At 68.1% G+C, this 16,215-nt stretch carries 15 protein-coding genes; all 15 read left to right on the forward strand.

The features are described 5' to 3' along the window. Positions 1-476: branched-chain amino acid ABC transporter permease (locus AC1D00_RS00005; protein ID WP_477009222.1), on the forward strand; the 476-nt coding region annotated here is incomplete at its 5' end. A gap of 1 nt (position 477) precedes the next feature. Then, positions 478-1,560, forward strand: a complete 1,083-nt coding sequence (locus tag AC1D00_RS00010) for a branched-chain amino acid ABC transporter permease (protein ID WP_477009223.1) — start codon at positions 478-480, stop codon at positions 1,558-1,560. Next, the gene (locus AC1D00_RS00015) at positions 1,553-2,335 is read left to right on the forward strand and encodes an ABC transporter ATP-binding protein (protein ID WP_011086167.1); all 783 of its coding nucleotides are present in this window, start codon (positions 1,553-1,555) and stop codon (positions 2,333-2,335) included. Before AC1D00_RS00010 ends, AC1D00_RS00015 begins: the two co-directional genes overlap by 8 nt. After that, the gene (locus AC1D00_RS00020; RefSeq protein WP_477009224.1) at positions 2,328-4,544 is read left to right on the forward strand and encodes a Tm-1-like ATP-binding domain-containing protein; all 2,217 of its coding nucleotides are present in this window, start codon (positions 2,328-2,330) and stop codon (positions 4,542-4,544) included. The genes AC1D00_RS00015 and AC1D00_RS00020 overlap by 8 nt, the downstream gene beginning before the upstream one ends. Before the next feature lie 3 nt (positions 4,545-4,547). Next, on the forward strand, positions 4,548-5,381 hold the full coding sequence (locus AC1D00_RS00025; RefSeq protein ID WP_027548901.1) for a phosphoenolpyruvate hydrolase family protein: 834 nt from the start codon (positions 4,548-4,550) through the stop codon (positions 5,379-5,381). A 27-nt stretch (positions 5,382-5,408) separates the two neighbouring features. After that, entirely contained in the window at positions 5,409-8,309 is a 2,901-nt protein-coding gene (locus AC1D00_RS00030; protein WP_477009225.1) for a flotillin family protein, read from the forward strand. A gap of 11 nt (positions 8,310-8,320) precedes the next feature. After that, a complete protein-coding gene (locus tag AC1D00_RS00035; RefSeq protein ID WP_011086163.1) occupies positions 8,321-8,758 on the forward strand; it encodes an SRPBCC family protein in 438 nt (145 codons plus the stop codon). Positions 8,759-8,950: 192 nt separating this feature from the next. Continuing rightward, positions 8,951-9,394 carry an SRPBCC family protein gene (locus AC1D00_RS00040; RefSeq protein ID WP_477009226.1) on the forward strand — a complete coding sequence of 148 codons (444 nt, stop codon included), beginning with the start codon at positions 8,951-8,953 and terminating at the stop codon, positions 9,392-9,394. A 2-nt stretch (positions 9,395-9,396) separates the two neighbouring features. Next, positions 9,397-10,215, forward strand: a complete 819-nt coding sequence (locus AC1D00_RS00045; RefSeq protein WP_477009227.1) for an FAD binding domain-containing protein — start codon at positions 9,397-9,399, stop codon at positions 10,213-10,215. Between the two features lie 6 nt (positions 10,216-10,221). Further along, entirely contained in the window at positions 10,222-10,698 is a 477-nt protein-coding gene (locus AC1D00_RS00050; protein WP_027548905.1) for a (2Fe-2S)-binding protein, read from the forward strand. Between the two features lie 11 nt (positions 10,699-10,709). Then, positions 10,710-12,296, forward strand: a complete 1,587-nt coding sequence (locus AC1D00_RS00055; RefSeq protein ID WP_477009228.1) for a xanthine dehydrogenase family protein molybdopterin-binding subunit — start codon at positions 10,710-10,712, stop codon at positions 12,294-12,296. Continuing rightward, entirely contained in the window at positions 12,297-13,319 is a 1,023-nt protein-coding gene (locus tag AC1D00_RS00060) for a xanthine dehydrogenase family protein molybdopterin-binding subunit (RefSeq protein WP_027548907.1), read from the forward strand. It begins immediately after the preceding gene. Between the two features lie 10 nt (positions 13,320-13,329). Continuing rightward, a complete protein-coding gene (locus AC1D00_RS00065) occupies positions 13,330-14,211 on the forward strand; it encodes an AAA family ATPase (protein ID WP_477009229.1) in 882 nt (293 codons plus the stop codon). Next, entirely contained in the window at positions 14,208-15,329 is a 1,122-nt protein-coding gene (locus AC1D00_RS00070) for a vWA domain-containing protein (protein ID WP_477009230.1), read from the forward strand. The genes AC1D00_RS00065 and AC1D00_RS00070 overlap by 4 nt, the downstream gene beginning before the upstream one ends. Next, a complete protein-coding gene (locus tag AC1D00_RS00075) occupies positions 15,326-16,210 on the forward strand; it encodes an amidohydrolase family protein (RefSeq protein ID WP_477009231.1) in 885 nt (294 codons plus the stop codon). The genes AC1D00_RS00070 and AC1D00_RS00075 overlap by 4 nt, the downstream gene beginning before the upstream one ends. Positions 16,211-16,215: the final 5 nt, after the last annotated feature.

Here is a 16,215-nt window from a genome sequence, read left to right on the forward strand (position 1 = left end):
CCTCGGGCGAGCCGGTCTACCTCCGATATCCGGTGGTGCGGCTGGTGATCTTCGCAGCGTCCGTCGTGATCGGCGTCGGCATGTGGCTCGCGCTCAACCGCACCCGGATCGGCATGATCATCCGCGCCGGCGTCGACGATCGCGACATGCTGGCCGCCACCGGCGTCCGCATCCAGCTCGTCTTCGTGCTGGTGTTCGCGTTCGGCGCCGGGCTTGCCGGCATCGCCGGGGTCGTCGGCGGCACCTTCCAGTCGCTGTCCCCCGGCGAGGACATCCGCTTCCTGCTCGCCTCGCTGGTGGTGGTGATCGTCGGCGGCATGGGTTCGATCCCCGGTGCGGCGCTCGGCGCGCTCATCATCGGCCTCGCCGAGCAGCTCGGCTCGGTCTACATCCCGACCTACGCCATCGTCGTGACCTTCCTGATCATGGTGCTGGTGCTGGCGATCCGGCCGCAGGGCCTGCTGGCGAGGCGCTGATATGTCCCTCGCCCACGACGCCCGCGTTGCCGTCCGCCCCGCCACCACGGCGCAGCCGTCCGCACGGGGATGGCCGGAGATCGACAATCCCGCCGCCTGGATCGTCGCGGTCGTTCTCCTGATCATGCCGCTTATCGCCAACGGCTTCTTCCTGATCGAGATCTTCGCCACCACGCTGATCCTCGGCACCATGGCGCTGAGCCTGATGTTCCTGGCCGGCTATGGTGGCATGGTCAGCTTGATGCAGCTCACCATCGCCGGCTTTGCGGCCTACATGGTCGCCGTATTCGGCGTCAGCGCCAACACCAATATCAGCCTCGGCTGGCCGTGGTGGCTCGCGGTCCCGATGGCGCTCGCGCTCGCGACCATCTTCGGCACGCTCGGCGGCGCGCTGGCCGTCCGCACCGAGGGCATCTACACCATCATGATCACGCTTGCGATCGGCGCGGCCTTCTACTACTTCACCAATCAGAACTGGGCGATCTTCAACGGCCACACCGGCATCAACACCGTCGCGACGCCGCATTTCTGGGGCGTCAACTGGCGCGCCGACATTCCCTTCTACTATGTCGTGCTCGCGGTCGCCGCGCTGTGCTACTTCGCCGTCGACTACATCTCCCGCGCGCCGTTCGGCCTCGCGCTGCAAGGCGTGCGCGACAATCCGCGCCGCATGGCCGCGCTCGGCTTCAACGTCAATGCGCACCGCGTCGCCGCCTATGCTTTCGCCTCCTTCGTCGCGGCGCTCGCCGGCGTGCTCCAGGTCTGGAACTACCGCCAGATCTCGCCGGGCTCGGTCAGCGTCAGCGCCTGCATCGACGTCCTGATCATCGCCGTGGTCGGCGGCATCACGCGCCCGATCGGTCCTTTCATCGGCGCGCTGATCTTCGTGCTGCTGCGCACCTTCGCGCTCGATGTCCTGATCAAGTTCGGGCTCGACGGCAACCGCTTCCGGCTGCTGATCGGGCTCGGTTTCCTCGCCATCGTATTCTGGTCCTCGGACGGTGTGATCGGCCTTTGGCAGCGCTGGCGCCAGAGCCATCGCCCCACGACGGGCCGTTCGGGTGGAGCGCACGGCCATGGATAGCGTCGCCCAACGCCTCTCCGCCGTCGGCGCCGGCGCCGCGCTCGAGCTGCGCGGCGTCACGCGGCTGTTCGGCGCGCTGGCAGCGCTGACCGACGTCACCATCACCGTGCGTCCGGGCGAGCGGCGCGCCGTGCTCGGCTCGAACGGCGCCGGCAAGACCACGCTGTTCAACTGCATCACCGGCGACTTCCCGCCCTCCTCCGGCACGATCCGCTTCTTCGGCGAGGACGTCACGCACTTCCCGCCCTATGAACGCATCCGCCGCGGGCTGCGCCGGACCTACCAGATCTCGGCACTGTTCCCCGGCCTCACCGTGCAGGACAACGTCTATCTCGCCTGCCGCGGCATCTCGCGCGGACGCTTCTCGTTCCTGCGCCCGGGACAGAACGACGCCCTGATGCACGCCGCCGACAACCTCGTGCAGGCCGTGCACCTGACCGCGGTGAAGGACCAGCGCGTCGCCGAGCTCGCGCATGGCCAGCAGCGCCAGCTCGAGATCGCGCTCGCGCTCGCCGGTGCCCCGCGCTTCGTGCTGTTCGACGAGCCGGCCGCGGGTCTGTCGCCGACCGAACGGCAGGAGCTGATCGAGATCCTGACCTCGCTGCCGGCCCATATCGGCTACATCATCATCGAGCACGACATGGACGTCGCCTTGCGCGTCGTCGAGAGCGTCACGATGATGCACAACGGCCGCGTCTTCAAGGAAGGCCTGCCGCAGGAGATCGAGTCCGATCCCGAGGTGCAGGAGCTTTACCTCGGAGGCGGCCATGAATGAGGCCCGCCGCACAGCCGCCGCGCTCGAGGTCCGCGGCCTCGACGTCTACTACGGCCACTCGCACGCGCTGCAAGGCGTCGACCTGTCCCTGGAGAGCGGCGTGTTCTCCGTCGTCGGCCGCAACGGCATGGGTAAGACCACGCTGTGCAAGGCGATCATGGGTCTGGTGGGCGTGAGCGGCGGATCGATCCGCGTCCGCGGCGAGGACGTCACACGGCGCTCGCCGGCCCACATCGCCCGCCTCGGCGTCGGCTATGTGCCGCAGGGCCGCCGTCTCTGGCGCTCGCTCAGCGTCGACGAGCATCTGCGCCTCGCCGGCAGCATGCGATCCGGCGCCTGGACCGTCGAGCGCATCTACGACACCTTCCCGCGTCTCGCMGAGCGCAAGGACCATGGCGGCGGCCAGCTCTCCGGCGGCGAGCAGCAGATGCTCGCGATCTCGCGCGCGCTGCTCACCAATCCGCATTTGCTGATCATGGACGAGCCGACCGAGGGGCTCGCGCCCGTCATCGTGGCACAGGTCGAGGAGATGCTGTTGCGGCTCGGCGAGGACGGCGACATGGCCGTGCTCGTGATCGAGCAGAACATCGGCGTCGCTACCGCGGTCTCGCGCAATGTCGCGATCATGGTCAACGGCCGCATCAACCGCATCATCGATTCGGCGCGGCTTGCCGCCGATCGCGAGCTCCAGCAGCGCCTGCTCGGCGTCGGACTGCATGCGGCGCTCGAGCCGGATACCGATGCGCCCGCTGCCGGCGCCGAGGCGAAGCCGGTCCCGCAGCCGTCGCGGCCGAGCGGGCCGATCCGGATCTACGTCTCCAACCCCACCTTGCCGACGCGCTGGTCGCAGCCGGTCCCGATCGCGCGGATCGAAGCCGCCGCACGCACGCTCTCGACGCAGGTTGCGCGTCTCGACGAGACCGCGCGGCGCAAGCACGAGCCGGCGACGGCGCAGACATCCGGACCGCCGGTGGTGCTGGTCGTCGGCACGCTCGACACCAAGGGCGCCGAGCTGCGCTTCATCCGCGACATCATCACGGAGAGCGGCCTGCGCACACGGCTGGTCGACGTCTCCACCAGCGGCAGGCAAGCGAGCTGCGACGTCTCCGCGCAGGAGATCGCGCTCAACCACGGACGCGGCGGCTCGGCCGCGTTCGGCCCGGACCGCGGCGCCGCCGTCACCGCGATGGCGGATGCGTTCGCCAACTGGCTGCGGCGGCAGGGCAATATCGCCGGCGTGATCACGGCCGGGGGCTCGGGTGCGGCATCGCTCGTTGCGCCGGGCATGCGTGCCCTGCCCGTCGGCGTGCCGAAGCTGATCATCTCCTCAGTCGCCTCCGGCGATGTCGGGCCCTATGTCGGGCCCGCCGACATCACCATGATGTATTCGGTCACCGACGTGCAGGGGCTCAACGCGATCTCGCGCGCGGTGCTGTCGAACGGCGCGAATGCCATCGCCGGCATGGTGAAGGCGCGTCTCGATCAGCGCGAAGCCAGGGAGCGCGCGACCGCCGCCAGCCTGCCGTCGATCGGCATCACCATGTTCGGGGTGACGACGCCGGCCGTGCAGAAGATCGCCGCCGATTTGCGCGAGGAGTTCGAGTGCCTCGTCTTCCACGCCACCGGCGTCGGCGGCCGCTCGATGGAGAAGCTCGTCGAGACCGGCCAGCTCGCGGGCGTCGTCGACCTGACCACGACCGAAGTCTGCGACCTCCTGATGGGCGGCGTGTTTCCCGCGACCGAAGACCGCTTTGGTGCGATCATCCGCACACGCGCCGCCTATGTCGGTTCGGTCGGCGCACTCGACATGGTCAATTTCGGCGCGCCCGACACCATCCCGGAGCGCTACCGCGGCCGCAAGTTCCACGTCCACAATCCGCAGGTGACCTTGATGCGGACCACGGCGGAAGAGAACGAGCGCATCGGCCGCTGGATTGGCGAAAAGCTCAACCAGATGGACGGGCCCGTGCGCTTCTTCCTGCCCGAGGGCGGCGTCTCCGCGCTCGACGCGCGCGGGCGGCCATTCTGGGATCCGGATGCCGACGCAGCGCTGTTCCGCGCGCTGGAGCGGTCCGTGCGGCAGACCGCCAACCGTCAGCTCATTCGTGTCCCCAAGAACATCAACGATCCCGAGTTCGCCTCCACCATCGCAGCTGCGTTCCGAACGCTGTTCGGCCGCGCTGGGGCGCGCCGGCGACTAGCGAGGTGACCGATGGCCCGGTTTGAACGCGCAGCATTGTTGAAGCGGTTCCGCGAGATGGCACGACGCGGCGAGCCCATCGTCGGCGGCGGCGCCGGCACCGGCCTGTCGGCCAAATGCGAGGAGGCCGGCGGCGTCGACCTCATCGTCATCTACAATTCCGGCCGCTACCGCATGGCCGGCCGCGGCTCGCTCGCCGGGCTGATGGCTTACGGCGATGCCAACGCCATCGTGCTGGAGATGGCCGGCGAAGTTCTGCCTGTCGTCAGCAAGACGCCGGTGCTCGCCGGCGTCAACGGCACCGATCCGTTCCGCGACATGGACGTGTTCCTCGACCAGTTGAAGGCACTCGGCTTTGCCGGCGTGCAGAACTTTCCGACGGTCGGCCTGATCGACGGCGTGTTTCGCGCCAATCTCGAAGAGACCGGGATGTCCTACGCGCTCGAGATCGACATGATCGCGAAGGCGCGCGAGAAGGACCTGCTGACCACGCCCTACGTCTTCAGCGAAAAGGAAGCCGCCGCGATGGCGATAGCCGGGGCCGACATCATCGTCTGCCATCTCGGGCTCACCACCGGCGGCACGATCGGGGCGCAGACGGCGCCGAAACTGAAAGACTGCCCGGCGCGCATCGACACCTGGGCCTCGGCCGCGCTCAGCGTCAATCCGGACATTCTGGTGCTCGCGCATGGTGGGCCCATCGCCGATCCCGCGGACGCCGATTTCATCATGAAGAACACCCGCAACTGTCACGGCTTCTATGGCGCGTCCTCGATGGAGCGACTGCCCGTGGAGCGGGCCCTGACGGAACAGGTACGGCAATTCAAGGCGATCGGCGCACGATAACGCCTTTAAAGTTCGAGGGAGGACAAGATGTCAGGGATATTGGTCGGCGAGTTGATCCTCTGGCTGATCGTCGCGATCATCGTGATCGTCGTGGCGGTCTACATCGTGAACTGGCTCTACCATCGCTCGTCCAAGGAAACCTCGTTCGTCCGGACCGGCTTCCTCGGCGAGCGCGTGGTGATCAACGGCGGCGCTTTCGTGCTGCCGTTCATCCACGACTACACGCCCGTCAACATGAACGTGCTGCCGATGGGCATCGTGCGCTCCCGCCAGGACGCCGTGATCACCCGCGACCGCATGCGCGTCGATATCGAGGCCGATTTCTATGTCCGCGTCCAGGCCACCAAGGAGGCCGTCTCGATCGCGGCCGCCACACTCGGTCGCCGCACCATGGAGCCCGAACGGCTCCACGCACTTCTGGCCGGCAAGTTCATTTCCGCAATCCGGTCGGTCGCGTCCGAAATGACCCTGGAGGAGATGCACGAACGGCGCGGCGACTATGTCGTGCGCGTCAAGACCAATGCGGCGGAGGCCCTTGCCCAGAACGGACTCGAGCTCGAGTCCGTCGCGATCACCGATCTCGACCAGACCGACCTGGAATTCTTCAATCCCTCGAACCGGTTCGACGCCGAAGGTCTGACCCGCCTGATGGAGGACATCGAGGCGAAGCGGAAGCTGCGCAACGACATCGAGCAGGACTCGATGATCAGGATCCGCTCCCGCAATCTCGAGGCCGAGCGGCAGGCGCTGGAGATCGAGCGCGAGAGCGAGACCGCGCGGCTGGAGCAGGAACGCGACATCGAGATGCGCCGCGCGCTCCAGCGCACCGAAGTCGCCCGCGAACGCGCACTGCGCGAGACTGAGGCGGAACAAGCCCAGATCTCCGCGCGCGAGACCATCGAGCGAGCGCGGATCGCCAACGACCAGGCCATTGCCGAAGCCCGCATCGCCTCGGAGCGGGAGACCCGCCAGAAGGAGATCGAGCGAACCCGCACCATCGAGGAAAAGGAGCTGTTGGCGCGCGAGGAGATCGAGAAGACCCGGATCGCCAACCAGCGCGCGATCGACACCACCCGCATTGCCTCCGAGCGCGAGGTGCGCCAGCGCGAGATCGAGCGCATGCGCACCGTCGAGGAAGCCGAGATCGCCGCACGCGAATCGATCGAGAAGGCCCGCATCCAGCAGGACCGCGTCGTCACCGATGCCCGTATCGCCAATGAGGAGGAGACGCGGCGCCGCGAGATCGAGCGCACCCGCGCCGTCGAGGAGGCCGAGATCGCCGCACGCGAGGCGACCGAGAAGGCGCGCATCGCCCAGACCATGACGGTCAATGTCGAGCGCATCTCCTCGGACGAGCGCACCCGCGCCCTGGAAATCCAGCAGGTCCGCACCATCCAGGAGGCCGAGATCGAGGCGCAGCGCGCGGTCGAGGCCGCCCGCATCGCCCGCGAACGGACGCTGGCCGCCGAGCGCATCGCTGCCGAGCAGAACACGCGGCAGCTCGAGATCGAGCGCAACCAGACCCTCGACGTCGCTGGCATCGTCGCGCGCGAGGCCACGGAAGCCTCCCGCATCGCCCAGGAAGAACGGGTGCGCTCGCTGGAGATCGCCCGCAACCGCGCCGTCGAGGAAGCCGATATCGCCTCGCGCGAAGCGATCGAGGCCGCCAGGATTGCGCAGGAGAAGACCGTGGCGGCCGAGCGCATCCAGGCCGAGCGCGAAACCCGCGCGCTCGAGATCGAGCGCACCGGCGTTCTGGAGGCGGCCGAGCTGAAGCGGCGCGACGCGATCGAACGCCAGCGCATCGGCGTCGATCTCGCCCTCGAGGCCGAACGAATCAACTCGTCCAAGAAGCGCGAAGTGCTCAATATCGAGCAGAAGAAGGCGATCGAGATCGCGGACGAGGACCGCGTCATCGCGCTCTCCACCAAGCGCTCGGAACGGATCGATGCCGACCGCCAGGTCAAGCAGGCCGAGATCGTCGCGCGCAAGGACGTCGAGACCACCGACGTGTCGCGCGAGCAGGCGCTGGAAGCGGCGCGGATCGAGCGCCGCCGCGCGATCGAGCAGCTCGAGGTCGCTCGCGTCCAGTCGCTCCAGGAGGCCGAGATTGCCGCGCGCGAGGAGGTCGAGCGCGCGCGGATCGCGTCGGATCGCGGCCTGGACGAGGCTCGCATCGGCCGCGAGCGCGAGCTGCGCAAGCTCGAGGTCAACCGCGAAAAGGACGTCGAGACGGTCCTGATGGAGAAGGCCATCGCCATTCATCAGAAGTCTCTGGAAGAATCCGCAGCGCGCGCTGCTGCGGAAGAAGCCCGCATCCACGCGACCGAAGCCACCGAGCGCGTCATCACCGCGCGCGAGAGCGAGATCGCAAGGCGGCGCAAGACGGTCGAGGTTCTGCTCGCCGAGAAGCAGGCCGAGGAGACCCGGATCGCGGCCGACGCCGAGCGCGTCCGCGCCACCGTCGAGGCCGAAGCGCAGCGCATGCTCAACGAGGCCGAGAACGTCCTCACGGATCAGGCTCGCTACTCGCTGTTCCGCCGCAAGCTGCTCGATCGCATCGAGGGCATCGTGCGCGAAAGCGTCAAGCCGATGGAGAAGATCGAGGGTATCCGCATCCTCCAGGTGGACGGGCTCAACGGCAACGGCCATGGCGGCAATGGCGGCCGCAGCGCCACCGACGAGGTGATCGACTCGGCGCTGCGCTACCGCGTCCAGGCGCCGCTGATCGATTCCCTCCTGTCGGATATCGGCGTCGAGGGCGGCAGCCTCGCCAAGATGCCGGGCCTGATCCGCGAAGCCCGCGACATGCAGGGCATCAAGGAGTCCGCCCGCAAGAGCGGCGGTGGAGGCGGCGACAAGCCCGCCGCAGCGCCCTCCGCTGAAGGCGAACCGCCGGCCGAGCGTGGGCCGCGGAAGAAGAGCTGAGGATCGCGTTCATGGCCCGCGTCTACGTCTCCACCGTCGTCAATGCCCGCAATGACCGCGTCTGGGCGCGGGTGCGCGATTTCAATGGCCTGCCGAACTGGCATCCGGCGATTGCGGAGAGCCGGATCGAGGGCGGCGAGCCCTCGGACAAGATCGGATGTGTCAGGGACTTTCGCCTGCGCAACGGCGACCGCATCCGCGAGAAGCTGCTCGGCCTCTCCGACTACGACATGTTCTGCACCTACTCGATCCTGGAATCGCCGATGGGCGTGGAGAACTACGTCGCCACCCTGCGGCTTACGCCCGTCACCGACGGCGACCAGACGTTCATGGAATGGACCGCCGAGTTCGACTGCGCGCCGGAGCGCGAGACCGAGCTCGTCAACAATATCGGCGGCGGCGTGTTCCAGGGCGGCTTTGACGCGCTGAAGCGCGTGTTTGGAGGCTGACGTGGTTCAACACTCTTTCGTCAAGGCTCGCTTCGCCCCCTCGCCCCGCTTGCGGGGAGAGGGTTGGGGTGAGGGGGAGTCTCTCCGGGGACGGCGGCAGTTGGACTCGCGGAGACTCCCCCTCACCCGGCGCTTCGCGCCGACCTCTCCCCGCAAGCGGGACGAGGTGAAAAAAACAACCGAGGCCTAGCCGTGCCGCATATCGTCAAGAGCACGATCCTGGACGCACCGACCGATGCGGCGTGGTCCCTGCTGCGCGATTTCAACGGGCACGACCGCTGGCACCCGGCGGTTGCGACCTCGACGATCGAGCGCGCACAATCCTCCGACAAGATCGGCTGCGTCAGGCGCTTCAAGCTGAAGGACGGCTCCGAGCTGCGGGAGCAGCTCCTGGCGCTGTCCGATCTGGAACAGTCGTTCAGCTACTGCCTGCTCGATACGCCGGTGCCGATGTTCAATTACGTCGCCCATGTCCGGCTGCTGCCGGTCACCGACGGCGACCGCACCTTCTGGCATTGGGAGTCACGCTTCACCACGAGGCCGGAAGACAAGGACCGCATCACCCACATGGTCGCCGAAGACATTTACCAGGCCGGGTTCGAGGCGATCCGGCGGCATCTGAAGGAGGCCGCATAATCATGGCCGTGACAGTGAAGACTTTTTCGAGCGCCAGCGAAGCGGCCGGGGCGCTGTCCTCGGACCGCAGCGCGCGCTATCTCGGCGGCGGCACGCTGGTGATGCGCGCGCTGAACGAGGGCGACGTCACGATCTCGACCGTCGTTCGCGCCCACGACCAGGCGTTGACCCGGATCGACGCATCCGGTCCGCGCGTGACGCTCGGGGCCGGCGTCACCTTCGCGCGTGTCCTCGCCGAACGAGACCTCGCCTTCCTGCATGCCCCCGCCCGCTCGATCGGCGGTCCCGCCGTGCGCAACATGGGCACCGTGGGCGGTAATCTCTTCGCCCCCAATCCCTATGGCGATTTCACTGTCGCGCTGCTGGCGCTCGACGCCACCGTCGCCGTGCAAGGCGGCTTTGGCGCGCGCGACATTCCGATCGAAGAGTTCCTGCAGGCGCGCGACCGCCAGGCCGGGACACTGGTGCTGTCGGTGTCCTGCACCCGGCCGGCCAGCAATGAAGCCTTCCACTATCGCAAGATCGCGCGCATCAAGCCGAAGGGCGGCTCGGTCATCACCCTCGCCGCGCATCTGCCGGTCAGCGGCGGCCGGATCGCGGGCGCCCGCATCGCGCTGGGCTCGATGGCTCCGACGCAGATCCGCGCCCGCGCAGCCGAGCGCGCGCTCGAGGGCCGCGCGCTGGATGCCGCGACCATCGCGGCCGCCGCCTCCGCAGCGACCGAAGGAACATCGCCATCCGACAACGCGCTCGGCAGCGCCTGGTATCGCCGCGAGATCGTCGGCGTGCATCTGCGGCGTCTGCTGTCCGGCCAGGAATAGATCGTCATGTCCAAGATACCCCTGCAATTTCGTCACAACGGCCGCGACGTCGCGATCTTCGTCGACGGCGGCACCAATCTGCTGGTCGCGCTGCGCGAGCTGATCGGCGACATGACGCCGAAATTCGGCTGCGGCCAGGGCGGCTGCGGCACGTGCAGCGTGCTGATCGACGGCGAGCTTCACCTTTCCTGCCTGACGCTGGCCGAGACCGTCGCCGGCCGCGCGGTCGAGACGCTCGACGGCATGAAGCAGGGCCCGAATTTGCATCCGCTCCAGCGCGCCTTCGCCGACCATTTTGCCGCCCAGTGCGGCTATTGCACGCCGGGCATGCTGATGGCCGCCAAGGCCCTGCTCGACCGCAACCCCGCCCCGAGCCGCGCCGAGGTGGTCGAGGCGATCTCCGGCAACATCTGCCGTTGCACCGGTTACGAGCCCATCATCGACGCCATCCTCGCTGCTTCCGGCAGCCGAGCGAGTGCCTGAGGATCCCCATCATGCTGGAATTGCGCAAAGACATCTTCGCCGACGAGCGCGACGATAATTTGAAGGAAATCGGCAAGGGGACGCAGCGGCAGGACATGCTCGGCCACGTCACGGGCACGTCGAGCTATTTCAACGACCATAAGCTCCAGGGCATGCTGCACCTGAAGGTCGTGCGTTCGACCGAGGCGCATGCAAGGCTCCGCCGTATCGACACCACCGAGGCCGAGCGCTCGGCCGGCGTGCGCCGGATCATCCGCGGCACCGACGTGCCGGTTAATCTCAACACGCTGCTGAGCCTCATCAACTTCGGCAAGGACGACGAGCCGTCGCTTGCGGTCGACAAGGTCCGCTACAAGGGCGAGCCGATCGTCGCCATCGTCGCCGACAGCGAGCGCGAGGCCTTCGAGGCGATCGCCAAGGTCAAGGTCGATTACGAGGTGCTGCCGTCGGTATTCGACGTCGAGGACGCGCTGAAGCCCGGCGCGCCCGTGGTCAACGAGACCTACCCGAAGAACACATTCACCTATCACGAGGTCTACGATCACCAGCGCCTGCGTTTCGGCGACGCCGATGCGGCGCTTGCGACCGCCGATCACGTGCTGGAGCRGCGCTACCAGATGTCGCCGATCGAGCACGCGCCGACCGAGACCAACGGCGCGATCGCCGCGCCCGACACCAACGGCCGCTACGTCGTCTACACCTCGACGCAGGCGCTGTTCTTCTCGGTCGACACCTGCGCCAAGATCCTGGACGTGCCGTCCAACACCTTCCACTTCATCGGCGGCACCGTCGGCGGCGGCTTCGGCGGCAAGGTGGACACGCTGACCGAGCCGCTCGCGATCCTGGGGGCGATGCTGACGGGACGCCCCGTGCGCTACGTGTTCGGCCGCGAGGAGGAGATGCAATACGGCCCGCCGCGCGGCGCCGAGCGCATCTACATCAAGGATGGCGTGATGCGTGACGGCCGCATCGTCGCGCGCAAGATCCGCGCCTATTTCGACAGCGGCGCCTATACGCGGCTGTCCAGCTACGCCGCCGTGAAATGCGCCGCGCACCTGCCCGGCCCCTACACCATCCCGAACGTCTATGGCGACGTCTATTGCGTCTTCACCAACCGGACGCCTGCAACCGCGATGCGCGGCTTCGGCGTCACGGCGATGGATTTTGCCATCGAATGCCAGATGGACAAGCTGGCAAACCTCGTCGGCATGGATCCGATGGAGTTCCGCATCCTGAACGCCTATCGCGACGGCGACATGAAGGCGCACAGGCGCGAAGCCAAGAACACCGCGCTGATCGAATGTGTCCAGGTCGCGGCCGAAAAGGCCAAATGGCCGATCCGCGACGAGTTCAAGCGGGCGTCCTCGCGCAAGGACGGCGGCGGCAGCCGCGCCGTGATCCCGCCGACACCGGCGGATTCGCGCAGCCGGCCAGCGGTGGCCGCGCAGCAGCGCACGACCTATGACCGGCTTCCGCCGACGGTCACCCGCGAACCGCCGCGTGAGCCGCCACCACCGGCGCCGCCTCCCCCGCGGCCCGCTGCGCCCTCGCATGGCGCGACCCGTTTCTCCTCCGTCTTCGGCACCAGGAGGCGCTAGATGACCCGGCATCGCGGACGCGGCATGGCGTCGATCAACTATCCCATCGGCATGAACCTCGGCGGCGACCCCAGCCAGGCGCTGGTGCACTCCAATCCGAGCGGCAAGTTCACCGTGGCGCTGTCGTCGATCGACCTCGGCCAGGGCATGAAGTCGGTGACACGGCAGATCTGCGCGGAGACGCTGGGCGTGCCGGTGGAGGACGTCTATGTCGACACGGCGGACTCCGACACCGGCCCGCATTGCATGGGCTCGTTCGCCTCGCGCGGCACCCACCGCGTCGGCAACGCCGTGATGGCCGCGGCCCGCGAGGCACGCGGCGTGATGATGGAGGCCGCCGCCGAGGAGCTGGAGGTCAACGCCGCCGATCTCGAGACCGACGGACGCGGCAACATCCACGTCAAGGGCGCGCCGCACCGCTCGATCTCGACCAAGGACGTCGCGATCGCCGCGCAGTTCAAGCAGGGAAAGACCATCTCCGGCCGTGGCATCTTCCTCGTCCCCCTTTCTAACGTCGATCCGGAGACCGGCGAGATGTCGCCGGCAACCTGCTACGCCCATGCCTGCCTGGTCGCCGAGGTCGAGGTGGACGACGAGACCGGCGAGGTCGCGATGGTGCGCATGGACTCCGCCTACGAGCTTGGCCGCGCGCTCAATCCGCGCCTGGTCGAGCAGCAGCTGGTCGGCGGCGCCTGGATGGGCGTCAGCCATGCGCTGTACGAGACGCCGGAGCCCTACTATCCCGACCCCGTTCACGGCCCCCGCGATTTCGTCGAATATCTGATGCCGGGCCCCGGCGATATCTGCCCGCACGACATCGCCGTGCTGGAGCGCCCTGCGCCGGATGGTCCGTTCGGCGCCAAGGGCCCCGGCGAGATGTGCGCCAATCCGGTGTTGCCGGCCGTCGCCAATGCGATCTTCAACGCGGTTGGCGTCCGCATCGACGATCTGCCGATCACGCCGGAGAAAGTACTGCGCGCGATCAAGACGCAGGGCGGCGCGCGACCGCAGGCACGGCGCTAGAGGACTTGGAATGGCGGTCCGCAGCAACATCGTCGGCATCGACAGCCCCGAAGCGCTGGAGAAGGCGCTGCGCGCGGCCTATTACCTCGCCGACGAGGGGCTCGCGACCGCCGCCTATCTCGGCCTCGCCCTCGGCAAGCCCCTGCTGCTCGAAGGCGCGCCGGGCGTCGGCAAGACCGAGGCCGCGAAAGCCATCGCCGCCGTGCTGGGGCGGCGATTGATCCGGCTGCAATGCTATGAGGGCATCGACGCCTCCGCTGCGCTCTACGAGTGGAACTACCCGCGCCAGATGCTCGCGATCCGCCAGGCCGGCGACGAGAGCATCGACATCTATGGCGAGACGTTCTTGATCGAACGGCCGATGCTCGCCACGCTGCGCGCCCCCGATTCCACCGTGCTGYTGATCGACGARATCGACCGKGCCGAYSAGSMGTTCGAGGCCTTCCTGCTCGAAKTSCTGTCCGACTTCCAGATCTCGATCCCCGAGCGCGGCACGGTCCGCGCGGCGGAGCGTCCCGTCGTGGTGTTGACCTCGAACCGGACGCGCGACCTGCACGAGGCGTTGCGCCGCCGCTGCGTCTATCACTGGATCGACTATCCCACCGAAGAGCGCGAGGCACGCATCGTGATGCTGCGCGCCTCCAGCGTCGCAGAGGCGACCGCTCGGGCGGTCGTCGCGGCGGTCGGAAAATTGCGGCGCGAGCCGCTCAGCAAGGCGCCGGGCATCGCTGAAGCCGTCGACTGGGCCGAGGCCGCGACCTTGCTGCACAAGGGCGGCGCGCGCTGGCCAGAGGCCTTCAAGCGCTCGATCGGCGTCGCGCTCAAGGACGAGGAGGACCTGCACTTCATCTCGCCCCGGCTCGACGCGATGCTTGCGGAGGCGACCGCATGAGTGTCGAACTGCAACTGCCGCAGGCGGTGCGCGTGTTCGTCTCCTTCGTCGCACTGCTGCGCGCCAACGGCTTTGCCGTCGCGCCGGAGCAGACCACCGTGTTCCTCACCGCGATCGAACTGCTCGGCCCGCGCGACCTCGGCGATATCCGCCAGGCGGCGCTGGCCACCCTCGCCCCGCCTCCCGAGCGACGCGCGACCTTCGACCGGCTGTTCGACCTCCATTTCCGTGGCAGCGAGGCCATCACGCGCGATGACGACGGCGAGGACGACGAGACGGTCCGGCTTCAGGAGGAAGGCCGCGGCGACGAGGAGCCACTGCTCTCCGACGACGCCAACGAATCCGGCCTCACTGCGACCCGCACCGAGGCGCTGGTCGAGCGCCGCTTTGCGCAACTCTCTTCGACCGATGCGCTCCGCCGCCTGATCCGCGAAGCGCCACGGCGCCTACCCAGGCGGCGCGGCCACCGGCGCAGGCAGGCGCGTCGCGGTCCCTTCGCCGATCTCCGCCGCACCTTGCGCGACTCCGTGCGCAGCGACGGCGAGGTCCTGCGCCTCAGACACCTGAAGCGCAGGCAGCGCCCGCGAAAATTTTTGCTGCTGATCGACGTCTCGGGCTCGATGAAAAGCCGCACCGAGGAGAACATGAAGCTCGCGCACGCGCTGGTGCAGGCCGCGCCCAATGTCGAGGTCTTCACCTTCGGCACGCGCCTGACCCGCGTCACCCGCGCGCTGCGGATGAAGCGGCGCGAACAGGCGCTGAATGCCGCCGCCCATCTCGTCAGCGACTGGGACGGCGGCACCCGGATCGGTGATGCCCTGCAAGCCTTTCTCGCGGTGCCGCGGTTCGGCGGCTATGCGCGCGGGGCGGCCGTCATCGTCGTCTCGGACGGGCTGGAGCGCGGCGCACCCGAGGCGCTGCGCGACGCAGTGGCGAAACTGTCGCGGCGGGCCTGGTGCCTGAGCTGGTTGACGCCGCTCGCGACGAGCCCGGGCTTTCGCCCGCAGACCGAAGCGCTCGTCGCCATCGAACGCTTCGTCGACGATCTCGTCGACGGCGGGTCGAGCGCGTCGATCGTCGCGCACGTGCTGGCACTGGGACGAAGGAGAGTTGCGTGACCGAGATTGTCGACGGGCATCATCACATCTGGCGGCAGGCGGACCTGCCCTGGCTGATCGGCCCCATGCAGCCCCGCATCTTCGGACCCTACGAGCCGATCCGGCGCGACTATCCGATCCAGGAATATCTCGACGACCTCAAGGGCAGCGGCGTCACCCGTTCCGTCTACGTCCAGACCAACTGGGCCAATGACCGTTTCGAGGACGAGGCGGCCTGGGTGCAGCAGACCGCGGATGCGCATGGCTGGCCCCATGCCATCGTCGCCTACGCCAATTTCGCCGTCGACGACGTCCGCCCGCAGCTCGACCGCCTCAAGCGTTACCCGCTCGTGCGCGGCGTGCGGATGCAGCTGCACTGGCACGAGAACCCGCTTTATCGTTTTGCGGCCCGGCCTGACCTCTGTCTCGACCCCTCGATCCGCCGCAACATCGGACACCTCGCCGACTACGGCTGGAGTTTCGACCTTCAGGTGTTCACCCCGCAGATGCCGGGCGCCGCCGACCTTGCCGAGGCCTGCCCCAAGGTGACCTTCATCCTCCAGCACGCCGGGATGCCGGAGGATCTTTCGCCGGCAGGCCGCGCGGCCTGGCGCGCGGGAATGGCACGCCTCGCCGCATGTCCGAACGTGGTGTCGAAGCTGTCCGGGCTCGGCACGTTCATTCACCGCAACGATCCCGCGCATATCGCGGCGGTGCTGACCGACACGGTTGCGACGTTCGGCGCCGGGCGTTGCCTGTTCGGATCGAATTTCCCGATCGAGAAATTGTGGACCAGCTATCGCGAGCTCGTCGACGAGTTTCGCGCGGCGGCCGCTGCACTGAGTACCGAGCAACAGGACGCGATCTTCCGGACCACCGCAGCGCGCGTCTATCGGCTTTGACGGAC

The organism is Bradyrhizobium sp. P2_E8, from assembly GCF_056403875.1.

What these genes read in the sequence shown, in the direction of transcription:
- AC1D00_RS00030 (WP_477009225.1), top strand. Translation starts at nt 5,409, where the DNA reads ATGTCAGGGATATTGGTCGGCGAGTTGATCCTCTGGCTGATCGTCGCG.
- AC1D00_RS00045 (WP_477009227.1), top strand. Translation starts at nt 9,397, where the DNA reads ATGGCCGTGACAGTGAAGACTTTTTCGAGCGCCAGCGAAGCGGCCGGG.
- AC1D00_RS00050 (WP_027548905.1), top strand. Translation starts at nt 10,222, where the DNA reads ATGTCCAAGATACCCCTGCAATTTCGTCACAACGGCCGCGACGTCGCG.
- AC1D00_RS00015 (WP_011086167.1), top strand. Translation starts at nt 1,553, where the DNA reads ATGGATAGCGTCGCCCAACGCCTCTCCGCCGTCGGCGCCGGCGCCGCG.
- AC1D00_RS00070 (WP_477009230.1), top strand. Translation starts at nt 14,208, where the DNA reads ATGAGTGTCGAACTGCAACTGCCGCAGGCGGTGCGCGTGTTCGTCTCC.
- AC1D00_RS00025 (WP_027548901.1), top strand. Translation starts at nt 4,548, where the DNA reads ATGGCCCGGTTTGAACGCGCAGCATTGTTGAAGCGGTTCCGCGAGATG.
- AC1D00_RS00035 (WP_011086163.1), top strand. Translation starts at nt 8,321, where the DNA reads ATGGCCCGCGTCTACGTCTCCACCGTCGTCAATGCCCGCAATGACCGC.
- AC1D00_RS00060 (WP_027548907.1), top strand. Translation starts at nt 12,297, where the DNA reads ATGACCCGGCATCGCGGACGCGGCATGGCGTCGATCAACTATCCCATC.
- AC1D00_RS00010 (WP_477009223.1), top strand. Translation starts at nt 478, where the DNA reads ATGTCCCTCGCCCACGACGCCCGCGTTGCCGTCCGCCCCGCCACCACG.